General features: G+C 35.0%; 23 protein-coding genes, 2 rRNA genes and 1 pseudogene. 13 read left to right on the top strand and 13 right to left on the bottom strand.

All coding sequences use genetic code 11. The features are described from left to right. The first annotated feature begins 42 nt into the window (after positions 1-42). Positions 43-564 carry a transposase gene (locus ACICQD_RS02395; protein ID WP_264722959.1) on the top strand — a complete coding sequence of 174 codons (522 nt, stop codon included), beginning with the start codon at positions 43-45 and terminating at the stop codon, positions 562-564. 19 nt (positions 565-583) lie between these two features. Further along, complete coding sequence (locus tag ACICQD_RS02390) at positions 584-976, top strand: transposase (protein WP_227738618.1); 393 nt, start codon at positions 584-586, stop codon at positions 974-976. Between the two features lie 53 nt (positions 977-1,029). Here the strand turns inward: ACICQD_RS02390 and ACICQD_RS02385 are convergent. Then, positions 1,030-1,856 (bottom strand): IS5 family transposase gene (locus ACICQD_RS02385; protein WP_395461446.1). Its coding sequence is split into 2 segments (ribosomal slippage): positions 1,030-1,469 and positions 1,469-1,856, totalling 828 coding nucleotides; the frame shifts between segments, so codons are not numbered across the junction. Positions 1,857-1,917: 61 nt separating this feature from the next. On the opposite strand from ACICQD_RS02385, the gene ACICQD_RS02380 reads away from it, so the two are divergent. Further along, positions 1,918-2,088, top strand: coding sequence for a hypothetical protein (locus tag ACICQD_RS02380; protein WP_010962456.1), 171 nt, complete (start codon positions 1,918-1,920; stop codon positions 2,086-2,088). A 121-nt stretch (positions 2,089-2,209) separates the two neighbouring features. On the opposite strand, the gene ACICQD_RS02375 is transcribed toward ACICQD_RS02380, so the two are convergent. The 5 genes from ACICQD_RS02375 to yihA form a co-directional block, all read right to left on the bottom strand. Next, a complete protein-coding gene (locus tag ACICQD_RS02375; RefSeq protein ID WP_246165642.1) occupies positions 2,210-2,827 on the bottom strand; it encodes a hypothetical protein in 618 nt (205 codons plus the stop codon). A gap of 78 nt (positions 2,828-2,905) precedes the next feature. After that, positions 2,906-3,367: a dUTP diphosphatase gene (gene dut / locus ACICQD_RS02370; RefSeq protein WP_006279458.1), complete on the bottom strand. Its 462-nt coding sequence runs from the start codon at positions 3,365-3,367 to the stop codon at positions 2,906-2,908. A gap of 183 nt (positions 3,368-3,550) precedes the next feature. Continuing rightward, positions 3,551-3,646, bottom strand: coding sequence for a WPE palindromic element domain-containing protein (locus ACICQD_RS02365; protein WP_341821742.1), 96 nt, complete (start codon positions 3,644-3,646; stop codon positions 3,551-3,553). A 143-nt stretch (positions 3,647-3,789) separates the two neighbouring features. After that, complete coding sequence (gene argB / locus ACICQD_RS02360) at positions 3,790-4,701, bottom strand: acetylglutamate kinase (protein WP_209473400.1); 912 nt, start codon at positions 4,699-4,701, stop codon at positions 3,790-3,792. Between the two features lie 4 nt (positions 4,702-4,705). Beyond that, positions 4,706-5,299 (bottom strand): ribosome biogenesis GTP-binding protein YihA/YsxC, encoded by a 594-nt coding sequence (gene yihA, locus ACICQD_RS02355; RefSeq protein ID WP_010962460.1) that lies wholly within the window; start codon positions 5,297-5,299, stop codon positions 4,706-4,708. Positions 5,300-5,397: 98 nt separating this feature from the next. Between yihA and prfA the strand changes: the two genes are divergently transcribed. Further along, complete coding sequence (gene prfA / locus ACICQD_RS02350) at positions 5,398-6,477, top strand: peptide chain release factor 1 (RefSeq protein WP_007548640.1); 1,080 nt, start codon at positions 5,398-5,400, stop codon at positions 6,475-6,477. A 27-nt stretch (positions 6,478-6,504) separates the two neighbouring features. Here prfA and ACICQD_RS02345 read toward each other — a convergent pair whose 3' ends face one another. Next, complete coding sequence (locus ACICQD_RS02345) at positions 6,505-7,668, bottom strand: multidrug effflux MFS transporter (protein WP_264373848.1); 1,164 nt, start codon at positions 7,666-7,668, stop codon at positions 6,505-6,507. Positions 7,669-8,131: 463 nt separating this feature from the next. Here ACICQD_RS02345 and ACICQD_RS02340 point away from each other — a divergent pair, with 463 nt between their 5' ends. The 5 genes from ACICQD_RS02340 to ACICQD_RS02320 all read left to right on the top strand — a co-directional run bounded on the left by ACICQD_RS02340 (position 8,132) and on the right by ACICQD_RS02320 (position 10,167). After that, positions 8,132-9,061, top strand: a complete 930-nt coding sequence (locus tag ACICQD_RS02340) for an AEC family transporter (RefSeq protein ID WP_006279391.1) — start codon at positions 8,132-8,134, stop codon at positions 9,059-9,061. A 209-nt stretch (positions 9,062-9,270) separates the two neighbouring features. Further along, positions 9,271-9,405, top strand: a complete 135-nt coding sequence (locus tag ACICQD_RS02335) for an IS3 family transposase (RefSeq protein WP_007548354.1) — start codon at positions 9,271-9,273, stop codon at positions 9,403-9,405. Next, a complete protein-coding gene (locus tag ACICQD_RS02330; RefSeq protein ID WP_007548353.1) occupies positions 9,402-9,536 on the top strand; it encodes a hypothetical protein in 135 nt (44 codons plus the stop codon). Before ACICQD_RS02335 ends, ACICQD_RS02330 begins: the two co-directional genes overlap by 4 nt. 221 nt (positions 9,537-9,757) lie before the next feature. Beyond that, positions 9,758-9,910 (top strand): transposase, encoded by a 153-nt coding sequence (locus ACICQD_RS02325; protein WP_022626429.1) that lies wholly within the window; start codon positions 9,758-9,760, stop codon positions 9,908-9,910. Between the two features lie 71 nt (positions 9,911-9,981). Further along, positions 9,982-10,167, top strand: coding sequence for a DDE-type integrase/transposase/recombinase (locus ACICQD_RS02320; RefSeq protein WP_338062968.1), 186 nt, complete (start codon positions 9,982-9,984; stop codon positions 10,165-10,167). 176 nt (positions 10,168-10,343) lie between these two features. Here the strand turns inward: ACICQD_RS02320 and ACICQD_RS02315 are convergent, their stop codons facing one another. From ACICQD_RS02315 to pstC, 4 genes are all read right to left on the bottom strand, one after another. Continuing rightward, positions 10,344-10,523 (bottom strand): ankyrin repeat domain-containing protein, encoded by a 180-nt coding sequence (locus ACICQD_RS02315; RefSeq protein ID WP_223823054.1) that lies wholly within the window; start codon positions 10,521-10,523, stop codon positions 10,344-10,346. Positions 10,524-10,949: 426 nt separating this feature from the next. After that, positions 10,950-11,294 (bottom strand): F0F1 ATP synthase subunit epsilon, encoded by a 345-nt coding sequence (locus tag ACICQD_RS02310; RefSeq protein WP_006279902.1) that lies wholly within the window; start codon positions 11,292-11,294, stop codon positions 10,950-10,952. Between the two features lie 12 nt (positions 11,295-11,306). Beyond that, positions 11,307-12,734 carry a F0F1 ATP synthase subunit beta gene (gene atpD / locus ACICQD_RS02305; protein ID WP_395461814.1) on the bottom strand — a complete coding sequence of 476 codons (1,428 nt, stop codon included), beginning with the start codon at positions 12,732-12,734 and terminating at the stop codon, positions 11,307-11,309. 101 nt (positions 12,735-12,835) lie between these two features. Then, the gene (gene pstC, locus ACICQD_RS02300) at positions 12,836-13,924 is read right to left on the bottom strand and encodes a phosphate ABC transporter permease subunit PstC (protein WP_038199744.1); all 1,089 of its coding nucleotides are present in this window, start codon (positions 13,922-13,924) and stop codon (positions 12,836-12,838) included. Between the two features lie 107 nt (positions 13,925-14,031). Between pstC and rpmH the strand changes: the two genes are divergently transcribed. The 3 genes and pseudogenes from rpmH to ACICQD_RS02285 all read left to right on the top strand — a co-directional run bounded on the left by rpmH (position 14,032) and on the right by ACICQD_RS02285 (position 14,859). After that, on the top strand, positions 14,032-14,166 hold the full coding sequence (gene rpmH / locus ACICQD_RS02295) for a 50S ribosomal protein L34 (protein WP_006279898.1): 135 nt from the start codon (positions 14,032-14,034) through the stop codon (positions 14,164-14,166). Positions 14,167-14,233: 67 nt separating this feature from the next. Continuing rightward, a pseudogene (gene rnpA, locus ACICQD_RS02290) lies at positions 14,234-14,509 on the top strand (ribonuclease P protein component); the annotation flags it as partial. Between the two features lie 86 nt (positions 14,510-14,595). Then, on the top strand, positions 14,596-14,859 hold the full coding sequence (locus tag ACICQD_RS02285; RefSeq protein WP_077188558.1) for a hypothetical protein: 264 nt from the start codon (positions 14,596-14,598) through the stop codon (positions 14,857-14,859). An 85-nt stretch (positions 14,860-14,944) separates the two neighbouring features. Here ACICQD_RS02285 and rrf read toward each other — a convergent pair. Then, positions 14,945-15,051: ribosomal RNA gene (gene rrf, locus ACICQD_RS02280) — 5S ribosomal RNA — on the bottom strand. Between the two features lie 66 nt (positions 15,052-15,117). Further along, positions 15,118-17,883, bottom strand: a 23S ribosomal RNA gene (locus tag ACICQD_RS02275). Between the two features lie 335 nt (positions 17,884-18,218). Here ACICQD_RS02275 and ACICQD_RS02270 point away from each other — a divergent pair. Further along, positions 18,219-19,295: a methyltransferase domain-containing protein gene (locus ACICQD_RS02270; protein ID WP_264705580.1), complete on the top strand. Its 1,077-nt coding sequence runs from the start codon at positions 18,219-18,221 to the stop codon at positions 19,293-19,295. Positions 19,296-19,317 lie beyond the last annotated feature (22 nt).

Below are 19,317 nucleotides of genomic sequence, written 5' to 3'. Positions count from 1 at the left end.
AAATTCATTATAAAATAGCCATTTAACCTTGAAAGAAAAAATATGCCACAAAAAATGAGGGTCAGTAACCATAGCGAATATAACAAATTTCTAGAAAAAAGAGGAAATATTTTTCATTATATCAACGAAGCCATAGAAAAGTGGTACGAGAATGGTCCAAAAATACCAGGTGGCAACAATATTTATAGCGATAAAGTTGTAATTTTGGTGCACATAATAACTTGTTTATTTAGAATAGGCCTGAGGCAAACAGTTGGGTTTATAGCAGGATACCTTGAGCAAATTGGGAAAAATTTGCAAGTTATCAGCTATTCACAATCATCAAGAAGGTTTAAGAAACTCAATATTAAGATCAATGATTGCAGAATTGATAAAAATAATATGGAAGATATCGAAATTGCTATAGACAGTACAGGAATTAGTATATACAACAACACTCCTGGTCATAGCAAAGAAAATAGCGAAGATAGAAAGTATCGCAGCTATGAACAGACAAGAAAATTGCATGTAATGTTGAATACAAACAGCAAAAAAGCCATAGCTGTAAAATACAGTAACGGCTGATCACTATGGAGCTTGTGATTTGCTAAAAGAAGTCGATTTTCAGTATGTCATAAAAGTACTATATGCAGATAGGGCATGTGATAGGCACAAGTTTTATAAGTTGTGTAACGAATATGATATAAAGACAAAAATTCCACCAATAAACAATGCGGCAGAACATCCAGAAATAGATTATATGTCTGACAGGAATGCTGCTATTAGGTTAATAAAATTATACGGTGAAGATGGCATGAAAGAATGGAAAAAAGAAGTAAATTATGGGAAAAGATCTTATATTGAAGGGTTTTTCTCAAGATTAAAGCAAATATTCGGATTTAGTTTTAGGAATAAATCTGAGATAAATCGAGAAAAAGAACTAAATGCTATTTGCTTAATAAATTCACTGATATTGGTATGGCTAAATTTGAGATAGTTACATGAATTTACCATAAATCACCATCTCATAAAGTAGACCTCTTTCGAAACTCATATAGACAGCTCAAAATTGTGAATTCCTGCTATTAAATTGAATCTCAAGCCAAAACGTTTTCTCCGATTGCGGTATCTGTCTGCAATAATTTTGAATCTTTTTAACAGACCAATTACATTCTCAACTACTACTCTTTTGCTTGCTAGCTCCCGATTTTCTACCTTTTTTTCCTTAATTAAGGGACTCTTTTTCATCCTTCTGTGTGGCAACTCGACATTTTTGTGAATTTTCTGAAAACCTCTATAGCCAGCATCGGCTAAAACTTTTATACCTTCTGATACATGCACTTTTGACTCCTTGAAAAGCCGAAAGTCATGCTTTCTCCCGTTTGAAAATGACGTACAAATAATTTTCTTGCTCTTCTTTTCTGCAATTATTTGTGTTTTTAGCGTATGTTTTTTCTTCTTTCCTGAATAAAATCTTTTCTGCTTTTTTTTGGTCTCTCTACAGGTGTTTCCGTTGCATCAATCACCAAAATCTCATATTTCACGTCGCTTTTTAGGAGTTCTTTTCGTCCTGGCAATGCGAAATCTTGGTGTTGTATTAGAGTATCCTCTACCCATTTTACAGTTTTATATGCCGTACTTTCACTTACTCCATAACTTTGACTTATGTGAAAATATGTACGGTATTCTCGTAAGTATTCTAATACCATGAGCAGCATATTCTCCTCGTTTAGCTTATTTTTCCTTCCTCCTTTGGCTTTCTTTTTTTTATTTTCTTCACATAAAATCCCTACCATTTTGTTAAATGTTGATCTCTTTACTCCTGTTAGTCGACGAAACTCCCCTTTATCGAGCTCTTTCACTATTTCATACTTCATTTCTCCTTACCTCAAAATTACTATTTTTACTGCTTTATCCTAGTTTCGAAAGAAGTCTAGTGTGATGCAACAAAGCCATCCCAGTGTCAGCTACTTGGATGACAAGAAAGGGAGCACTGGAATGACATTATCTGTTGTGCAATTTACCTTCAAAAATGAATGTTTGTACAGTTATGTGTCAAGCACTGGGATGACAAGAAAGGGAACACTGGAATTTTTGTTTCAGCATTAGCCATGCATCTAAACAGATACGTTGCCTTGAGAATCGCAACATCCATGCAGTTATGCGCGTAACACTAAAAATCAAAAAAAACAAAGAGGCAGACTTAATCTACCTCTTTTATTTCACTTGGCTATACTGTCTGTTGTTGAGAAGCAACTTGTTCAACAATAAGCGAGCCTAAATAAGTGTTAACCTCTTTAGCGCCCTCTTTTTCTAAACCTAATGTTTTATTCCATTCTGTTTTATCTACTGTCTCGAACTTACCTTCTTTGTTTTTCACTTCTAGTGAATCTATCTCGAAGAGTGAAGTATTGCCTAGCTTATTGGTAAACTGATTAATATCAACAATAATACGGTAGTTCTTGCCTTCTAAGCTGAAGTCTATATAATGTTTATCCTTTTCTACCTGACCTTCTTCATCTTTAACTTGGTTATTCCTTGCAATTTCCCTAAATGCGTCTTTTGTTACTAGCAACCCATCCTTAATAACCTTCAGAGCTTTCAACTCAGATATTTCGTTATTTTTGCTGATAGCATATATTGCTAAATAAGTCAGCGCAGCAGCAACAAATGCTAAAACGCCCATTCCAAGTGGTGTAGCTGCAAAAGCTGCTAGCTTGCAAGTTGAAGGCCTCCAAAGCGGTGTTGAAAGTATTGCTAATCCACCTATAACGTATATAGCAGTAAATGCAACAAATACAGTGTTTGCTTTGTGGAGCTGGCCACAATGATTTTTGAAAGTTAGCATAAACGACTTCATTTAATAAAATATTAATATGCTTAAATTGTGTATAAAAGAACTGTCATAGTCAAGCTTTTTCGTAAGCTACCTGCCGCTTGAGCCAAAGCCCCCTGCATTGCGACCGGTTTCTTCTGCGCAGAATTCTTCTCTGTCATCCCAAATTACCTGAGATACAGGAGAAATAAGGATTTGTGCGATTCTATCTCCTCTTTTTATTTCGTATGGCTGATTACTTAGATTAATTAGACAAATTTTAACTTCACCTCGATAATCAGAGTCTATAGTGCCCGGAGAATTTAAGACAGTGATTCCATGTTTTGCAGCAAGACCAGAACGTGGGCGGATTTGCCCCTCAAAACCGTTTGGTATTGCAATCACAATTCCAGTTGGAACAAGTAATCTTTCAAGTGGATTTAAAACAGCAGAATCATTCAATGCAGCATAAAGATCCATGCCAGCACTCTGCGTAGTTGCATAACATGGAAGAGACAAGTCTTCTCCGTGTGATAATCTTTTTATTTCTACTTTAATTTTACTTCTTTGCACTCCAATTTACCATCTATGAAGACTCAATTATAGCATGTAAATTGTATCTGCAAAAGTGATAAATGTTACATCGTAAATGATGTCATTCCAGCGCGTGACGCTAGGCCATAAAATTCCTTGACAAGTTTAGTGCTCCTTTTTTTGTCATCCCAGTGCCTCTATGATGTCATTCCAGTCTGGAATCTAGTCCTTATTATGCAGCCACTTGGTTGAAATTAAGTCTTCTGGATCCCAGTGTCTGGGCACTGGGATGACATCATAAGGGCGCTGGGATGACACCCTGACAACCGTCATCCCGCTACTTGTTAGCGGGATCTAGAGATACCGCGAATGAATCGCGGTATGACGTAGATTGTTGTCATTCCAGTGTCAGCTACTTGAATGACACCCTCTTGGTATTCGTGTAGTTGCAAGCAGTATAGCTATAAATCACTCACAATCGATATGCTTGAATTACTCTCAGTAAATAAATCAAGCATAATGTTAGGTATTCTACCATCAACTATGTGAACAACTCCAGCACATTCCTCCGCCATTTTAACGTATGCCATAAGCCTTTCAATAAATTTTTCCCCTTTAATTTTCCCACAATCAATCGATGCATTTAAATTTTTAACAGATATCTTCCTGCCACCAATTTTATCTATTTCTTCATCTGTGTCACTCAAGATTATCATTTTAGATGCAGAAACTGCGATTGCGATTGCGCTTGCAGTGCTATCGGCATCAATATGATATGTTTCCCCATCTTTTCCATGACCAATTGGTGCAATAACTGGTATAAAATCTGATTCTTCAATAAAAAATAATATATCAGGATTGATTTCAGTGGGTCTACCGATGAACCCCATGTCTAATATCTTTTCGATATTATTTGATCTATCTTCTCTAAGCGTAGCGGTTATTTTTTCGGCTTTAATTAAGTTACCATCTTTTCCACATAATCCAATAGCTGAACCACCAGCAGAATTTATATACTGAACAATTTTTTTATTAACTGAACCACACAGTGCCATTTCAATGATTTTCATAGTGTCTTTGTCTGTAAGTCTGATACCATTCACAAACTTACTGTTCATATCCAGCATTTTTAACACTGAGTTAATTTCATATTCTCCGTCATGAATTATTACCGGATTTATACCAAGCTGCTTCAACAAGACAACATTATGCACAAAAGTATTAAATAGTGTTTCATCTAAGATTATTGTACCACCGCATTTAATGACAAAAGTCTCGCCTACAAAGCTAGGTATGTTAGATAGCACTTCAAGTAATATTTCTGCTTTTTGTTCAAATGATACCTCACCCTTTAAAAATTCACTACTCTTCATTTTTTTATCTTGTAAACTTGAAAAACTCATCTCTTACCTTGGTTATTTTATGCTTAACACGGATGCTCATTTGATGAATTGACACATTCTCATTATTAATCCATTTTTGAATATCTTCTATAACAGCACCTAAGCTTTTTTGACTTACTTTATCTATTTTTGTTAGCACAATGTTAAAGTTAATGTTATTATATATTAACCAATAAATGAAGTCTTTGTCTATTTCTTTTAATCCTACCTTGCTATCTATCAACACAAACACTCTTCTTAGATTTTCTCTTTGAATTAGATAATACTCAATTAAGTTTAAATATTGTATAATTTCCTCCTTGCCTGCATGAGAGTAGCCATACCCTGGTAGATCAACAAGTCTGAACTTATCATCGTACATAGAGTAAAAATTTATTTGTCTAGTGCATCCAGGTTTAGAGGAAACTCTGGCAGCTTTTTTGCTGTTTATCAGTAAGTTGATCAGACTGGATTTTCCTACATTTGATCTACCAGCAAACGCAATCTCTGGAGCCGACTCATTTGGTAATGATTTTATGTCCGAAGCTCCAAATATGAAATTGCAGTTTGATGTTATCTGTTTTGCCATTATATTCAACTAGAAGGTAGTAGGTATATTATAGTGTTATTGCTTGATATAAGAAATTTTTTATTTCAGTATATATTACTTAGCTAGATCTGTGCTATATGGATATGGAAAATAATTTACAAGACTTAAAGAAAAAATTTAATGATATAGAGAGGAATTTGGAAAATCCTACCAATTTAAGTCAAAAAGAATTCATTACCCTTTCAAAGGAATACTCTGAGCTCAGGCCAATAATCAAGATAATTGATGAATATAACACGCTGAAAGAGGAAATTTCAGACTTAGAAGAAATAATGAAAGATGAAAACAGCGAAGGTGATATAAAAGAGTTAGCAAAAGAAGAATTTTTCGAAAAGCACAAGGTATTATTACCAAAAATAAAAGCAAAATTAAAGTTAGCATTATTGCCCAAAGATGAAGATGACTCAAGAAATGCAATATTAGAAATTAGAGCAGGTACAGGCGGAGAAGAAGCAGCATTATTTGCAGCAATGTTATTTCGTATGTATCAAAAATATGCAGAAAGAAGAAATTGGAAGTTCGAGCCAATAAGCATTTCTAATACAGGTATAGGTGGATATAAGGAAGCTTCTGCACTCATTAATGGAACAGAAGTTTTTGCAAGGTTGAAATTTGAATCAGGAGTGCACAGAGTACAGAGAGTGCCAGAAACTGAATCTTCAGGAAGGTTGCATACCTCTGCCGCTACTGTTGCGATATTACCTGAAGTAGAAGAAGTTGACTTTAAAATAGAAGAAAAAGACTTACGAATAGATGTTTATAGATCCAGTGGTCCTGGAGGGCAATCAGTGAATACAACTGACAGCGCAGTAAGGGTCACCCACTTGCCAACAGGGATAGTTGTGATACAGCAAGATGAAAAATCGCAGCATAAAAATAAAGCTAAAGCGCTCAAAGTATTGAGGGCAAGGCTATACGAAATTGAAAGACAAAAAAAAGAAATGGAAAGGTCAACAATGAGGAAAAGTCAGATTGGCTCTGGGGATCGTTCCGAGCGCATAAGAACATATAATTTTCCACAATCAAGAATAACAGACCACAGAATTAATCTAACTTCACATCGGCTAGAGCAGATTATAAAAGAAGGTGAACTAGATGAATTTATTGAGGCACTAATCTCACGTAATGAAGCAGAAAGATTGGCCGGGGAAAGTTAGCAGCCTACAATGGAATATCTTTATTAATTACATAGGATCTTTTAAACGCAATAGATAGACAGTAAAAATAAGTTCTAGTACTACCGCGGATAGAACAAGAACAGCTACACTAATTGTTTGACCATTGTAAATGTAGCTTGTTAAGCCGATAAAAATAGCCATGATAAAAGCTCTAATGAACGAGACTGCAGAAGAAGCTGTGCCTTTAATTTCAGGGAAAACATTTATTGATGCATTAAAAATCACTGGCTGGAAAATTGCACAACCGATAGAAAAAATAATCATAGACAGTGTTACTAAGTAGAAAGAGTGGGGTACAATTATACTGAATATTACAAGCAATAGAGACCCAATAGCACCCACGCTCGTACCAGAAATTACACACTTTATTGCTCCAAGTTTCTGCAAGATTTTGCCAGCAAATAGACTGATGAGTGAGAAGCACCCAACTATTGCACCTTGATGTAGTGCATAAATAGTGCTAGATAAACCAAAAGTCTTCATATACAGAAAAGGTCCACAAGTAATGAATGACATATACGCAGCAGAAAAGAGGCTTGACATCAAAGACAACGTAACAAACCTCAGATTAGATAGTAGTTTTCTGTAATCTTTCATCGTTTTTTTCAAACTGAAAATATCGCGGTTCTTTTTTGTTTCTGGTAACGCTAAAAGCAGCAAAACCCAAGAGATCAAACAAAGTATTGCAACAGTTGCATAATTACCACGCCATCCTACAATTTCATTGATGAAACTGCCTAACACTGGCGCAATTGCCATGACAACTGTAAGAACAGAATTCATGATTCCAATAAATTTCACCGCTTCGTCGCCTTTGTAGCTGTCTGCAACGATTGCAAACACAACTACAGATGTGCTAACACCAATGCCCTGAACAAAGCGAGAGATTAAAAGCCAAAAAATCGACGGTGCAAAAACACAACCAACAGCACCGATTAATAACAAAGTGTTACCTATGATCATAATTCTCCTTCTGCCATAGCATTCAGACAATGGACCAAAAAACAACCCTCCTATGCAAAAGCCTAGGAAATTATAAGCAATAGTTAATTGAATTATGCCTTCCGGTACGTTAAAATAGTGCACCATATCAGGAAAACTAGGTACGGAAATGTCAATTTCAATGAACTTGGCAATGAGAGACAGGATTAACAGAAATGGTAGTAACATTTGAGATTTTTAATTAATGAATAAAAATATCACATTTAAAGCGTTGAAAGAAAACATTTTTTACTGTTATTAAAATGGTTAGAAACACCTCATGTGAAGGAATGGTGGATAAATTGGACACTAGGGTTAATTAAAGAAAAATATGACAACTATGTTAAAGCTCTTACTCTCTGTCCTAACTTTACTTATTTCCTCTTACTTTTTCAACAGTCCGTCTAAATTACTACAAGCAGTTTAATTTTTAGTAAATATGTCATTATTCAAAAATATGCAAGAAGCTTTACAGAAACTTAACATAATTTTATCATACAAATGTCATTCTTAAGTCCTATGTAAAAACAAATTTTGGCACTAATTTAATTAACTATGAGCTGGATAAATTGGAAAATAAATTTTGTTTACTTTTACAACACCTTAAGATCTAATGTCACTTTATCAATCAAAAATATTACAATAGGCTAGTATGTTCCTTACTCTTTTTCTCAAAATATTACCTATTTATATTACAATATTTATTGGTTACTTAGCAGGAAAATATCTTAAAATTGATAGAAACACTATATCTCAAATACTTTTTTATATAGCTAATCCAATAGTGATTTTATATGGAGTCTCTCATACAGAAGTTAACTTAAAAGTAATTTCTCTGCCGATTTTGATATGGTTTATAGGTAGCACTATGTCCTTATCAGTGTATTATCTTTCTTCTTTTTTATTTAAGGATAACACAAGAAACATATTAGCATTTAGCTCGGGCAGCACAAGTATGGGTTATTTTGGCCTGCCGATTGCCATGGCTTTATTTGATGAAGATTCAGTATCTGTATATGTTGTTTGTTATATAGGAATGGCGCTATTTGAAAACAGCTTAGGATTTTACATAGCTGCAAATGGTATTTATACCGCAAAAGAATGCATATTAAAGTTGTTCAAACTTCCTTCGCTTTATGCGATGGTTCTGGGCTTCTTTTTAAGTATATACGATATACAAATACCTACTTTTTTAACAGATGTTATGATGAATATTAGAAGTACATTTGTCACATTAGGAATGGTGCTACTTGGAGTGAGCATTGCGAATATTGCAAGCTTTAAAATAGATTGGAAGCTTGCTTTGATCACTATTACAGCAAAGTACGTATTCTGGCCACTGTTTGTTTTAGGAATTGTCCTTTTAGACAAGCATGTTATAGGTATATACGATGAGAGCATATATAAAGCACTGATGTTGCTGGCTATTATTCCAGTTTCTGGGTCCAGTATAATACTTGCTAATATTTTGAATTATCAACCAGATAAAGCTACTCTGTTGCTTCTAATCAGTACTGCAGTGGGACTGTTTTATGTTCCACTAATAATATCATTATTTTTTACTAAACTTGTTCCTTTTTGATCAAAAAATTAAGCGCTTGCACAACCATTATTTGGGTAACAACACAAGACATTGATAAAACTTGAATTTATAGCTAAAGCAACTTCTACAATTTGGTAACCCGTCATCCCGCTACTAGTTAGCGCCGCGGCGGTAAATTGACCTTACCCAGAAAAAGTAGAGAGAAAGTTAAGACGTTTTTGGAGTAAAATAAAACGTTTTTTCAAAATATGACAAATAGAAGAGAATATACAGCAGAATTCAAATTAGAAGCTGTTAAGCTGGTTAAAGAAACAGGTCAAGCAAGTACAAAAATAGCAAAAGATCTAGGTATAGATGGCAGTATGTTAAGTAAGAAAATATGATGGAAAAATGTCTGGAGCATACGCATTTCCAGGCAAAGGCTCCTTATAACAAAGAAAGATTTGATCTAAAAAAAGAACTAACAAGAGAAAGAGACATCTTAAAAAAAGCCCTGGGCAAAGAAAAAGAGTAAAGTATTCTTTTATATAGAAATTGCTATAAAACACAGGAACTATGTAGGGTTTTGTACTGGTGGTATTGGTTGCTAAGGAAAAAAGCAGTAAAGAATTAGCAAAAGAAGGGCTTCTAGCAGATATTCAAAAAATAATCAAGCTTCTAAATGCAGATATGGAGCCCCTAAAATTCACGCTGAATTAAAAGCTTTAGGCAAAAATTAAAACAGTACAAAGTGTTATGCAAGAAAATGGCATTAAAGCCAAGTTTAGACGAAGGTTCAAAAATAAAAAACAGCAAATAAGCAACCGAGTTGTGGCTCCGAACACATTGGATCAAAATTTTACTACTGATCAGCCAAATAAAGTTTGGGATTACCTACATAAAAACTAAAGAAGGTTGTTGGCGGCAATAATTGACCTATATTCACGCATGGTGGTTAATGAGTAACATGATAATTAGTTATAGATTCTTTATTGATGGCCGTTGATAAACGCAAACCCGATAAAAATCTGCTGTTACATAGCGATCAAGGGTCACAGTATACCTCTCAAAATTACCAATTTCTATTGAATACAAAAAACATCATTTCCAGCATGAGCCATAAGGGCTGTTGTTACGATAACTCTGTTGCAGAAAAGTTCACTTAAAAGGGAGCTGCTTATTGATACTTCTCGCTCAACAAACCAGAACTGCCATATTTGAATACATAGAAATCTTTTATAACAAATAACGTAGACATTCTACTATTAACTATTGCATTCCTGCACAATTTATTCTCATGATAAAAACGTCTTAACTTTCTCTCTACTTTTTCTGGGTAAGGTCAATTTGGGTCTGCACCATTTTTGAGTAATAGTTTTACTTCTTGTGCATTACCATCTTCTACAGCTAGGAATAATTGTTCTTCCTGTGTTTTTACGCGTGTTTCCACATTAGATATAAAAAATAACAATACTAAACATGCAATACCAATAATGCTAATATATTTTATAACTTTTCTCATAAGATATTTTACAATGCTTCTAATAATATTAGATATCATCTATAAAATTAAAAAATCCATGAAAGGGGATGAAAATATGTAAAAAAGTATTATTGATTAATTAAAAACAGATTTTGATTTGATAATACTAATAAAATCGATTTATCTTAAATTTACGTTGATTTTTACCTGTTATTTTTTGTAGTTTATCCAACGTAAATTCCAGGTAAAACAAAGTCGTTATCTCCAACCGTTACAACCAACTCTCCTTCTTTAATTTTTATTTGATTAGGTGTATGGTCCCATACCATCACACTCTGGGATCATACACCTAAAGTACTCCGACACTGGGATGACACCCCGGGGTTTCTGGGATGACAAAAAAGAGCCCCCTGAGCAAAAATCTTATAGCCACTTGAATGATAATTGACTTTTTGCCTAAAATAACTAAGAAAGAAACTTCTCATCAAGATAACTTAAATATATACTAATTCTCTTATTTTTAAACGATTTCTCATCATGAATTGCACGATCAAAAACCTGAATTTGACTTGTTATAATGCTACAATTATTATTTGCAACTTCTAATACGCCACTATCAATTACAACCTTCTTTTCTGTTTGGTTACTCATTTTAACAGTAATCATACCAGGCAATAAATAAATTAAGTAAGGAGCATGGTGAGCTAAAATCATAAGCTCCCCTTCGAGCCCAGTTACTGAAAGAGAAACCACTCCACTGAATGAAATTTGATCATCAGGAGAGAAAAATTGCACTTTAAAAGTATTCATAATCTTTAACTTTTATTTAGCTTCAGCTTTTATTAATTCAGCCTTTTTTATTGCTTCATCTATATTCCCCACCATATAAAAAGCAGCCTCTGGTAAGTGATCATATTTGCCTTCAACAATCCCTTTAAAACTGGAAACAGTATCAGAAAGTGAAACAAATTTACCAGGCATGCCAGTAAATATTTCTGCAACGTGAAAAGGTTGAGAAAGAAATTTCTGAATCTTACGAGCCCTATCAACAATAATTTTATCTTCATCAGATAGCTCATCCATACCAAGTATTGCGATAATATCTTGCAGTGATTTATAAGTTTGCAATATACGTTTCACCTCAGAAGCTACATTATAATGTTCTTCACCAATGATTTCAGCAGATAAAGACTGAGAAGTTGAATCAAGTGGATCAACAGCAGGGTATATTCCCATTTCAGCTATTTGCCTTGACAACACTGTGGTTGCATCAAGGTGAGAGAATGTAGTTGCTGGGGCTGGATCAGTCAAATCGTCCGCAGGAACATATATAGCTTGCACAGAAGTAATAGAGCCAGAAGTTGTTGAAGCTATTCTTTCTTGCATTGCACCCATATCAGTTGCAAGGGTTGGCTGATAACCAACAGCTGACGGTATTCTTCCAAGTAAAGCAGAAATTTCAGAACCAGCTTGTGTAAATCTAAAGATATTATCCACAAAAAATAGAACATCTTGGTTTTCACGGTCACGAAAATACTCTGCCATAGTAAGTGCTGTTAAAGCAACTCTAGCCCTTGCTCCAGGAGGCTCATTCATCTGACCATAAACCAAAACAGCTTGAGATTTTTCATGCTCATTTATATTTATTACATTTGAAGTGATCATCTCGTGATAAAGATCGTTACCTTCACGCGTTCTCTCCCCTACCCCGGCAAACACAGAAAATCCTTTATGAGCTTTTGCTATATTATTAATTAATTCCATTATTAGGACTGTTTTACCAACACCGGCTCCACCAAATAAGCCAATTTTTCCTCCTTTAAGATAAGGTGCAAGAAGATCTATAACTTTTATTCCCGTAACTAAAACTTCTTCCTGTATTCTCTGTTCAGTAAAACTTGGAGGTGCTCTGTGTATAGGCTCTAAGTTATACTTTCCCTTCAGTGGACCACACTCATCTATAAGCTCTCCAACAACATTAAAAATCCTTCCTAAAGTTGAACGCCCAATTGGCACCGATATTGGTGCACCTGTATCAACAAATTCATCCCCCCTTGACATGCCATCTGTGCTATCCATAGCAATACAACGAACTATATTGTCACCTATATGCTGCGAAACTTCTAAAACCAGCTCCTTATCCTTATATTTTAGTTTGCTTTTTAAAGCATTAAATATTTTAGGCAATTCACCTTCAAATTTTATATCAACAACTGCTTGAGTTACCTTAATCGCTCTACCTATATTCATCTCTTTATTTTTATCACCTAACACTATAATTCCATAAAAGAACTTCTAAAGAAAATAAATTTTATATTATTAATAGAAATTTTGCAACATTAAAACGCTTACTAGTTACGCTTCATTACAAACAATGCAAATGCATTTAATAGCCAAGTAATAATAAACAATACTAAACTAAGCGCATAAGCAGCAAGAGTTTGTACACTATTGAAATCCTGATCTCCGGTAAGTAATGTAGCGATCTGCACGGTAATGGTAGTAACTGAATTAAGAGGGTTAAAAGTCAAATTTGCGTTGATTCCCACAGCCATTAGCACAATCATTGTTTCACCTATCACTCTTGAAATTGACAATAAAATTGCACTTAAAATTGTAGGCATTGCATAAGGTATTGTTATATGCCATATAGTTTCCGCTGGAGTTGCACCAAGTGCCATGAAGCCATAACGCAAGCTTTTTGGAACAGATCTTATGGCATCTTCGAGTAAAGAAATAATAAAAGGAAGAATCATTATCCCAATCGATAAACCGGCAACTAAGGCACTTTCTGAGTGTATACTTAAACCAAAAAAATTTGCTACCTGCTTTATAAAGAAAGACAAAAACACAACCGCGAAATATCCATATACAACCGTAGGAATAGCAGACAAAACTTGCAAAGTTGTATTAACAATATAACGCACTTTCTCACTCGCATATTCACTAATATATATTGCAGAAAATAAACCAAGCGGAACGACAACTAACATTGCTATAATAGTTATAAGTAATGTACCAACTAAAAGCGGCGCTATACCAAAACATCCTATCTTCTCTTCATTGATAGTGACTACATTGTGGCCCCATTTCAAGCAAAACAAGAATTCTGAAATAGCTACTTTATTAAAAAAACTAATGGATTGAATAAAAATAGACAGCATTATAAATAAAGTGATAAAAAATGATATGGCCAAAGCCACAAATAACGAAAGTTTTATTATCTTATTTCTTTTATTTTTAAAGATAAAAGCAAGCATGAAAAAAAGTAACGCTATAGAAATAAAAGTTACAAAACAATTATTATAGAATACTAACAACCAAGTTAGCATCCATACACAACTAAGATATAGATAAGATTTAACCTTATTTACTTCTTGAAACCTACTAAAACAAAATAAAAGGATTAGTAAGACAGGTATGACTATCACCGAATTCATTCTTCCATGCATCAAATTTTATTCTACGAAAATGTCATACAAGTTCACCATTATTTGACAATAAAGTAAAACAATTTAAAATAAATAATTATATTAATATAAAAACAATGAAGAGAACATTTCAACCAAAAAATTTGATAAGAAAGCGCAGACACGGATTTCGTTCACGTATGGCAACAAGAGCTGGAAGAAAAATCCTTAATAGGCGCCGTTCATTAGGGTGTAACAAATTATGCGCATAGTAAGTATAAAAAAAAAGATTTTTCTTCTGCTTTCAAAAATAAGTTAGCACTCAACAGTCTTTTTTATCGTGGGCTTTATATATCACTGTACGCTATAAAAGAAAGAGAACCTGAAAAGTACATTCATACTATTAGAGTAGGTCTGGCTATCAGTAAAAAAACCGGAAAAGCAGCAAAAAGAAATAAAATAAAAAGGCAACTACGAATGCTTGCTAAAATTAGCATTTTAAATATAAGTAATATAGGGCACTACTACATAATACTAACTCATAGAAACATTATGCAAGCAAGTTATAAAAACTTACAAAAAGATCTAACTATTTGCTTAAAAAAGATAAAATAAAAAAAAATCTCAATTAAGGTATTTACAACTATATTTTTTATGATAATATAGGTAAAATTTTTAAAAATAGTTAATGGGTGTGGTGAATGGTAGAGCATATAAAAGAGGTAAATAACACAGGCTTTGGTCAGATGTATCAATTCTTATTTCTTCCTAAAGGAACAGGAACAGATTGGAGGTCAGCATTTCGCCAACAAGAAGAATTATTTAAAAAAGTGGGAGGTAATGTAATATTACCAGAAATCAGTAATTCTCCTTCAAAAGGGAATCAATTAGGGGAAGTAGGAACAATGCTAAATAATGTAGAAAATGACCAAGAACATATAAGAAAAAAAAGATATCGTAGTTAAAGTAAAAACTTAAAGAATAGTAACAAAACAAGAAAGTTAAAATATAAGTATACCTACTGTCTAATTAACAAAGAAATTTTTATAAACTTGGCGGCGACCTACTCTCCCTTTTCAAGTACCATCAGCGCTAAAAAGTTTCACTTCCGAGTTCGAGATGAGATCGGGTGGTTCATTTTTGCTATAGCCACCAAGTCAATAAAAATTTCTAACTTAACAATTTTAACTTAATATTTAACACTGCATACACACATATAGAAAGCAAATAAATCAATCAGGCTATTAGTACTAGTTAGCTTCACATGTTACCATGCTTCCACACCTAGCCTATCAACGTGGTAGTCTTCCACGGCCTTAATTGGGAAATCTTTTTGAAGAGGGTTTCTTGCTTATATGCTTTCAGCAATTATCCCATCTATACATAGCCACCCAGCGATGCTATTGGCATAACAGCTGGTACACCAGAGGTATATCCATCTCGGTCCTCTCGTACTAGAGTCAGACCTTCTCAAATTTCCTTCACCCACGGCAGATAGAAACCGAACTGTCTCACGACGTTCTAAACCCAACTCACGTATCACTTTAATCGGCGAACAGCCGAACCCTTGGGACCTTCTTCAGCCCCAGGATGTGATGAGTCGACATCGAGGTGCCAAACGGTGTCGTCGCTATGAACGCTCGAACACCATCAGCCTGTTATCCCCGGCGTACCTTTTATCCGTTGAGCGATGACCCTTCCATACAGAATCACCGGATCACTATGACCGACTTTCGTCTCTGCTTGGCTTGTCAGCCTCGCAGTCAGGCAAGCTTATGCCATTATACTATCAAGCTGATTTCCGACCAGCTCTAGCTTACCTTCGCACGCCTCCGTTACTTTTTAGGAGGCGACCGCCCCAGTCAAACTACCCACCATACAATGTCCTAGTTCCAGATAATGAAACATAGTTAGATATCAAAAGTGTAAAGGGTGGTATCTCAAGGTTGACTCCATTATAGCTAGCGCCATAACTTCAAAGTCTCCCACCTATCCTGCACATCACACTTTTAATAGCAATGTAAAGCTATAGTAAAGGTGCACGGGGTCTCTTCGTCTAACCGCGGGTACCCCGCATCTGCACGGGGAATTCAATTTCGCTGAAGTGATGTTGGAGACAGTGGAGAAATCGTTACGCCATTCGTGCGGGTCGGAACTTACCCGACAAGGAATTTCGCTACCTTAGGACCGTCAGTGTTACGGCCGCCGTTTACTGGGGCTTCAATTCGGAGCTTGCACCCTTCCTATTAACCTTCCAGCACCGGGCAGGCGTCAGACCCTATACTTCCACTTACGTGTTTGCAGAGTCCTGTGTTTTTAGTAAACAGTCGCTACTCCCTATTTTGTGCCACCTACTCATAGTTGCCTAAAAGCAGGTTACCCTTCTTCCGAAGTTACAGGTATAATTTGCCGAGTTCCTTCAACATCATTCTTTCAACACCTTAGTATACTCTACTCATCCACCAGTGTCGGTTTGCGGTACGGCCTCATAAATATAAGTGCTATTTCCTGGAGCTTCTTTTAAGCATAGATCAATCCAATAAGATCTATACAAATACGAAACCCGTCACACTTAAGAGGTTTAGGAATATTAACCTAATTGCCATCGACTACTCCTTTACGGACTCGCCTTAGGAACCGACTAACCCTACGCAGATTAACTTAACATAGGAACCCTTAGATTTTTGGTGAGAGTGTTTTTCACACTCTTTTACGCTACTTATGTCAGCATTCTCACTTCCGATATCTCCAGCAGTTTTCACAAACCACCTTCACAGACTTACGGAACGCTCCGCTACCGCGCCTATTGATCGAAATCAATAAGCACTCACATCTTCGGTATACAGCTTTAGCCCCGGTACATTTTCGGCGCAGAAAAACTTATTTAGACAAGTGAGCTGTTACGCTTTCTTTAAAGGATGGCTGCTTCCAAGCCAACCTCCTAGCTGTAATGGTTTTTCTACTTCCTTCCCCACTTAGCTGTAATTTTGGGACCTTAGATAGTGATCTGGGTTGTTTCCCTCTTCACCACGGACTTAGCACCCGTAGTGTGCCTGCTGTATAATTAATTGTTGGTATTCGGAGTTTAGTTAGATTTGGTAAGACGGTGAACCCCCCTAGTCTATCCAGTGCTCTACCCCCAACAACATACATACAACGCTCTACCTAAATAGATTTCGCGGAGAACCAGCTATTTCCAAGTTTGATTGGCCTTTCACCCCTAATCACAACTCATCCAATAATGTTGCAACATTAACTGGTTCGATCCTCCAGTGTGTTTTACCACACCTTCAATCTGGTCATGACTAGATCACTTGGTTTCGGGTCTAATCCATAAAACTAAAACGCCCTATTCAGACTTGCTTTCGCTACGCCTACACCTAACGGCTTAAGCTTGCTTCATAGATTAACTCGCTGACCCATTATGCAAAAGGTACGCTGTCACTCTAAATATCAATAAATTGATATAGAGCTCCAACTGTTTGTAAGCACTTGATTTCAGATTCTATTTCACTCCCCTCCCGGGGTTCTTTTCACCTTTCCCTCACGGTACTTGTTCACTATCGGTCGTTAAGGAGTATTTAGGCTTGGAGGATGGTCCCCCCATATTCAAACAGGATTTCACGTGCCCCGCTCTACTCAAGGATTTAAAAACTTTCTACTTATACAGGACTATCACCTTCTATGGTTACTATTTCCAGAGTATTCTAATTCTTATTCTTAAATCACTAGCCTTTTCCGCTTTCGCTCGTCACTACTAACAGAATCTCGGTTGATTTCTTTTCCTTTGGCTACTTAGATATTTCAGTTCACCAAGTTTGCTTTACATACTTAGTACGTAATAACTAGCTAAACTAGTTGGGTTTCCCCATTCGGAAATCTGCGGATCAAAATTTGTTGACAATTCCCCACAGCTTATCGCAGCCTGCCACGTCCTTCATCGCCTCTTAACGCCAAGGCATCCATCAAGTGCTCTTAATAATTTATTTATCCGACTATATGCAGAATATGCAGAGTTAAATATTATTAAAATTGAATTGAGATTAAATTAATCTCTACCATAAAACTTGTCAAACATCTAAAAACTAAATTAATCTTTTATATATTATAACCTAATAAATAATATGTCAACGCCTTTTTGCACAAAACATTTACTTATATTATCAACAACAATATACTAGCAATCCTAAACAGTATAATCTGAGAAATATGTGGTAAACTTATATATACAGTAAAAATTAATAAAAAAGATATTTTGTAAGATAAAATGTGTTAAAATCAATTGCCTAAAAATGATAATAAACATTCGGAGTATTTCTAACGTATGAAAAGTAATCTCTCTTTTATAAAAAACGTTGCTTTAAATTGTATGTCTAAGCTCATTGGCGTATTAAATATTAAGAAAGTAAAACACTTCATTGTGAATAAATATAATACTCTTCATAAAGAAATGACAGTGCTTCTTAAAAAATCTAAGAACCTGTTAAACACCAACATTGAAATCGGTTTATATCACTTTTATAAAGGTAGCATATCAGATGCAAAGTTACGATTTTGGTTAATTAGCATATTTTACCCCCATTTACCTATAGTCTGGTATAACATCGGAAGGTGTCATTTTGCGGTAGGGAATACTAACAAAGCTTATAATTATTTAACAAGGACACTAAAATTAGATAATGACCACGAGGAGGCGTCTTACTATATAAAAAAAATGACAAACTCAGCGCTTATTACAGAATTGCCAAAAAACCTCATAAGACAATATTTTGATTACACAGGTGAATATTTTGTTGAGCATTGGTTGATTGCCAAACAATATAGAGGGCATGAACTTGTACACATGATAATTACAAAAATCTTCAACAACTCCACTTCTGAGCTCAATATACTTGACCTTGGTTGTGGGACTGGAATATGTGGTCATTTCTTAAAAATAAATAGTATTGGAAACCACATAACAGGAATTGACATTTCAAGTAGAATGCTAAATATCGCAAGAGGATGCTTTATAAAAGGTAAGCCTGTTTACAATGAATTAATACATATGGAAATGAAAGAGTTTCTTAAACAAGAGAAAAACCAGCAGTATGATGTAATTATCTTTGCTGAAGTGCTACATTATCTACATGACTTTCAAGAAGAATTGAAATTAGCAAAAAGATCTACGAGCAAAAAAGGAGTTATTGTATGTTTAATAAGAAGAAAGGAAGGTGAAGGTATTGACTTTGTAAATAAAGGAGACTATTTTCGTCACTCAGAAAGTTATGTTCAACATGTTGCAAAAGAAATAAATATGCAAATAAGTTATATGAGTTACTGTAAAATATATGGCAGTCAGGTTGACGGTATCTTGTTTGCATTACAGCATCAACAAGAAAATCCGAAAAACCTAACTTAAAAATCGCTCAAAATGACTTTTA

Origin of the sequence: Wolbachia endosymbiont (group A) of Therophilus tumidulus (assembly GCF_964277345.1) — a bacterium.
Classification (GTDB): domain Bacteria; phylum Pseudomonadota; class Alphaproteobacteria; order Rickettsiales; family Anaplasmataceae; genus Wolbachia; species Wolbachia pipientis.
This window is presented reverse-complemented; position numbering and strand designations above follow the sequence as displayed.

What these genes read in the sequence shown, in the direction of transcription:
- ACICQD_RS02395 (WP_264722959.1), top strand. Translation starts at nt 43, where the DNA reads ATGCCACAAAAAATGAGGGTCAGTAACCATAGCGAATATAACAAATTT.
- ACICQD_RS02375 (WP_246165642.1), bottom strand. Translation starts at nt 2,827, where the DNA reads ATGCTAACTTTCAAAAATCATTGTGGCCAGCTCCACAAAGCAAACACT.
- argB (WP_209473400.1), bottom strand. Translation starts at nt 4,701, where the DNA reads ATGAAGAGTAGTGAATTTTTAAAGGGTGAGGTATCATTTGAACAAAAA.
- yihA (WP_010962460.1), bottom strand. Translation starts at nt 5,299, where the DNA reads ATGGCAAAACAGATAACATCAAACTGCAATTTCATATTTGGAGCTTCG.
- prfA (WP_007548640.1), top strand. Translation starts at nt 5,398, where the DNA reads ATGGATATGGAAAATAATTTACAAGACTTAAAGAAAAAATTTAATGAT.
- ACICQD_RS02345 (WP_264373848.1), bottom strand. Translation starts at nt 7,668, where the DNA reads ATGTTACTACCATTTCTGTTAATCCTGTCTCTCATTGCCAAGTTCATT.
- ACICQD_RS02340 (WP_006279391.1), top strand. Translation starts at nt 8,132, where the DNA reads ATGTTCCTTACTCTTTTTCTCAAAATATTACCTATTTATATTACAATA.
- ACICQD_RS02335 (WP_007548354.1), top strand. Translation starts at nt 9,271, where the DNA reads ATGACAAATAGAAGAGAATATACAGCAGAATTCAAATTAGAAGCTGTT.
- ACICQD_RS02330 (WP_007548353.1), top strand. Translation starts at nt 9,402, where the DNA reads ATGATGGAAAAATGTCTGGAGCATACGCATTTCCAGGCAAAGGCTCCT.
- ACICQD_RS02325 (WP_022626429.1), top strand. Translation starts at nt 9,758, where the DNA reads ATGCAAGAAAATGGCATTAAAGCCAAGTTTAGACGAAGGTTCAAAAAT.
- ACICQD_RS02315 (WP_223823054.1), bottom strand. Translation starts at nt 10,523, where the DNA reads ATGAGAAAAGTTATAAAATATATTAGCATTATTGGTATTGCATGTTTA.
- ACICQD_RS02310 (WP_006279902.1), bottom strand. Translation starts at nt 11,294, where the DNA reads ATGAATACTTTTAAAGTGCAATTTTTCTCTCCTGATGATCAAATTTCA.
- atpD (WP_395461814.1), bottom strand. Translation starts at nt 12,734, where the DNA reads ATGAATATAGGTAGAGCGATTAAGGTAACTCAAGCAGTTGTTGATATA.
- pstC (WP_038199744.1), bottom strand. Translation starts at nt 13,924, where the DNA reads ATGAATTCGGTGATAGTCATACCTGTCTTACTAATCCTTTTATTTTGT.
- rpmH (WP_006279898.1), top strand. Translation starts at nt 14,032, where the DNA reads ATGAAGAGAACATTTCAACCAAAAAATTTGATAAGAAAGCGCAGACAC.
- ACICQD_RS02285 (WP_077188558.1), top strand. Translation starts at nt 14,596, where the DNA reads ATGGTAGAGCATATAAAAGAGGTAAATAACACAGGCTTTGGTCAGATG.
- ACICQD_RS02270 (WP_264705580.1), top strand. Translation starts at nt 18,219, where the DNA reads ATGAAAAGTAATCTCTCTTTTATAAAAAACGTTGCTTTAAATTGTATG.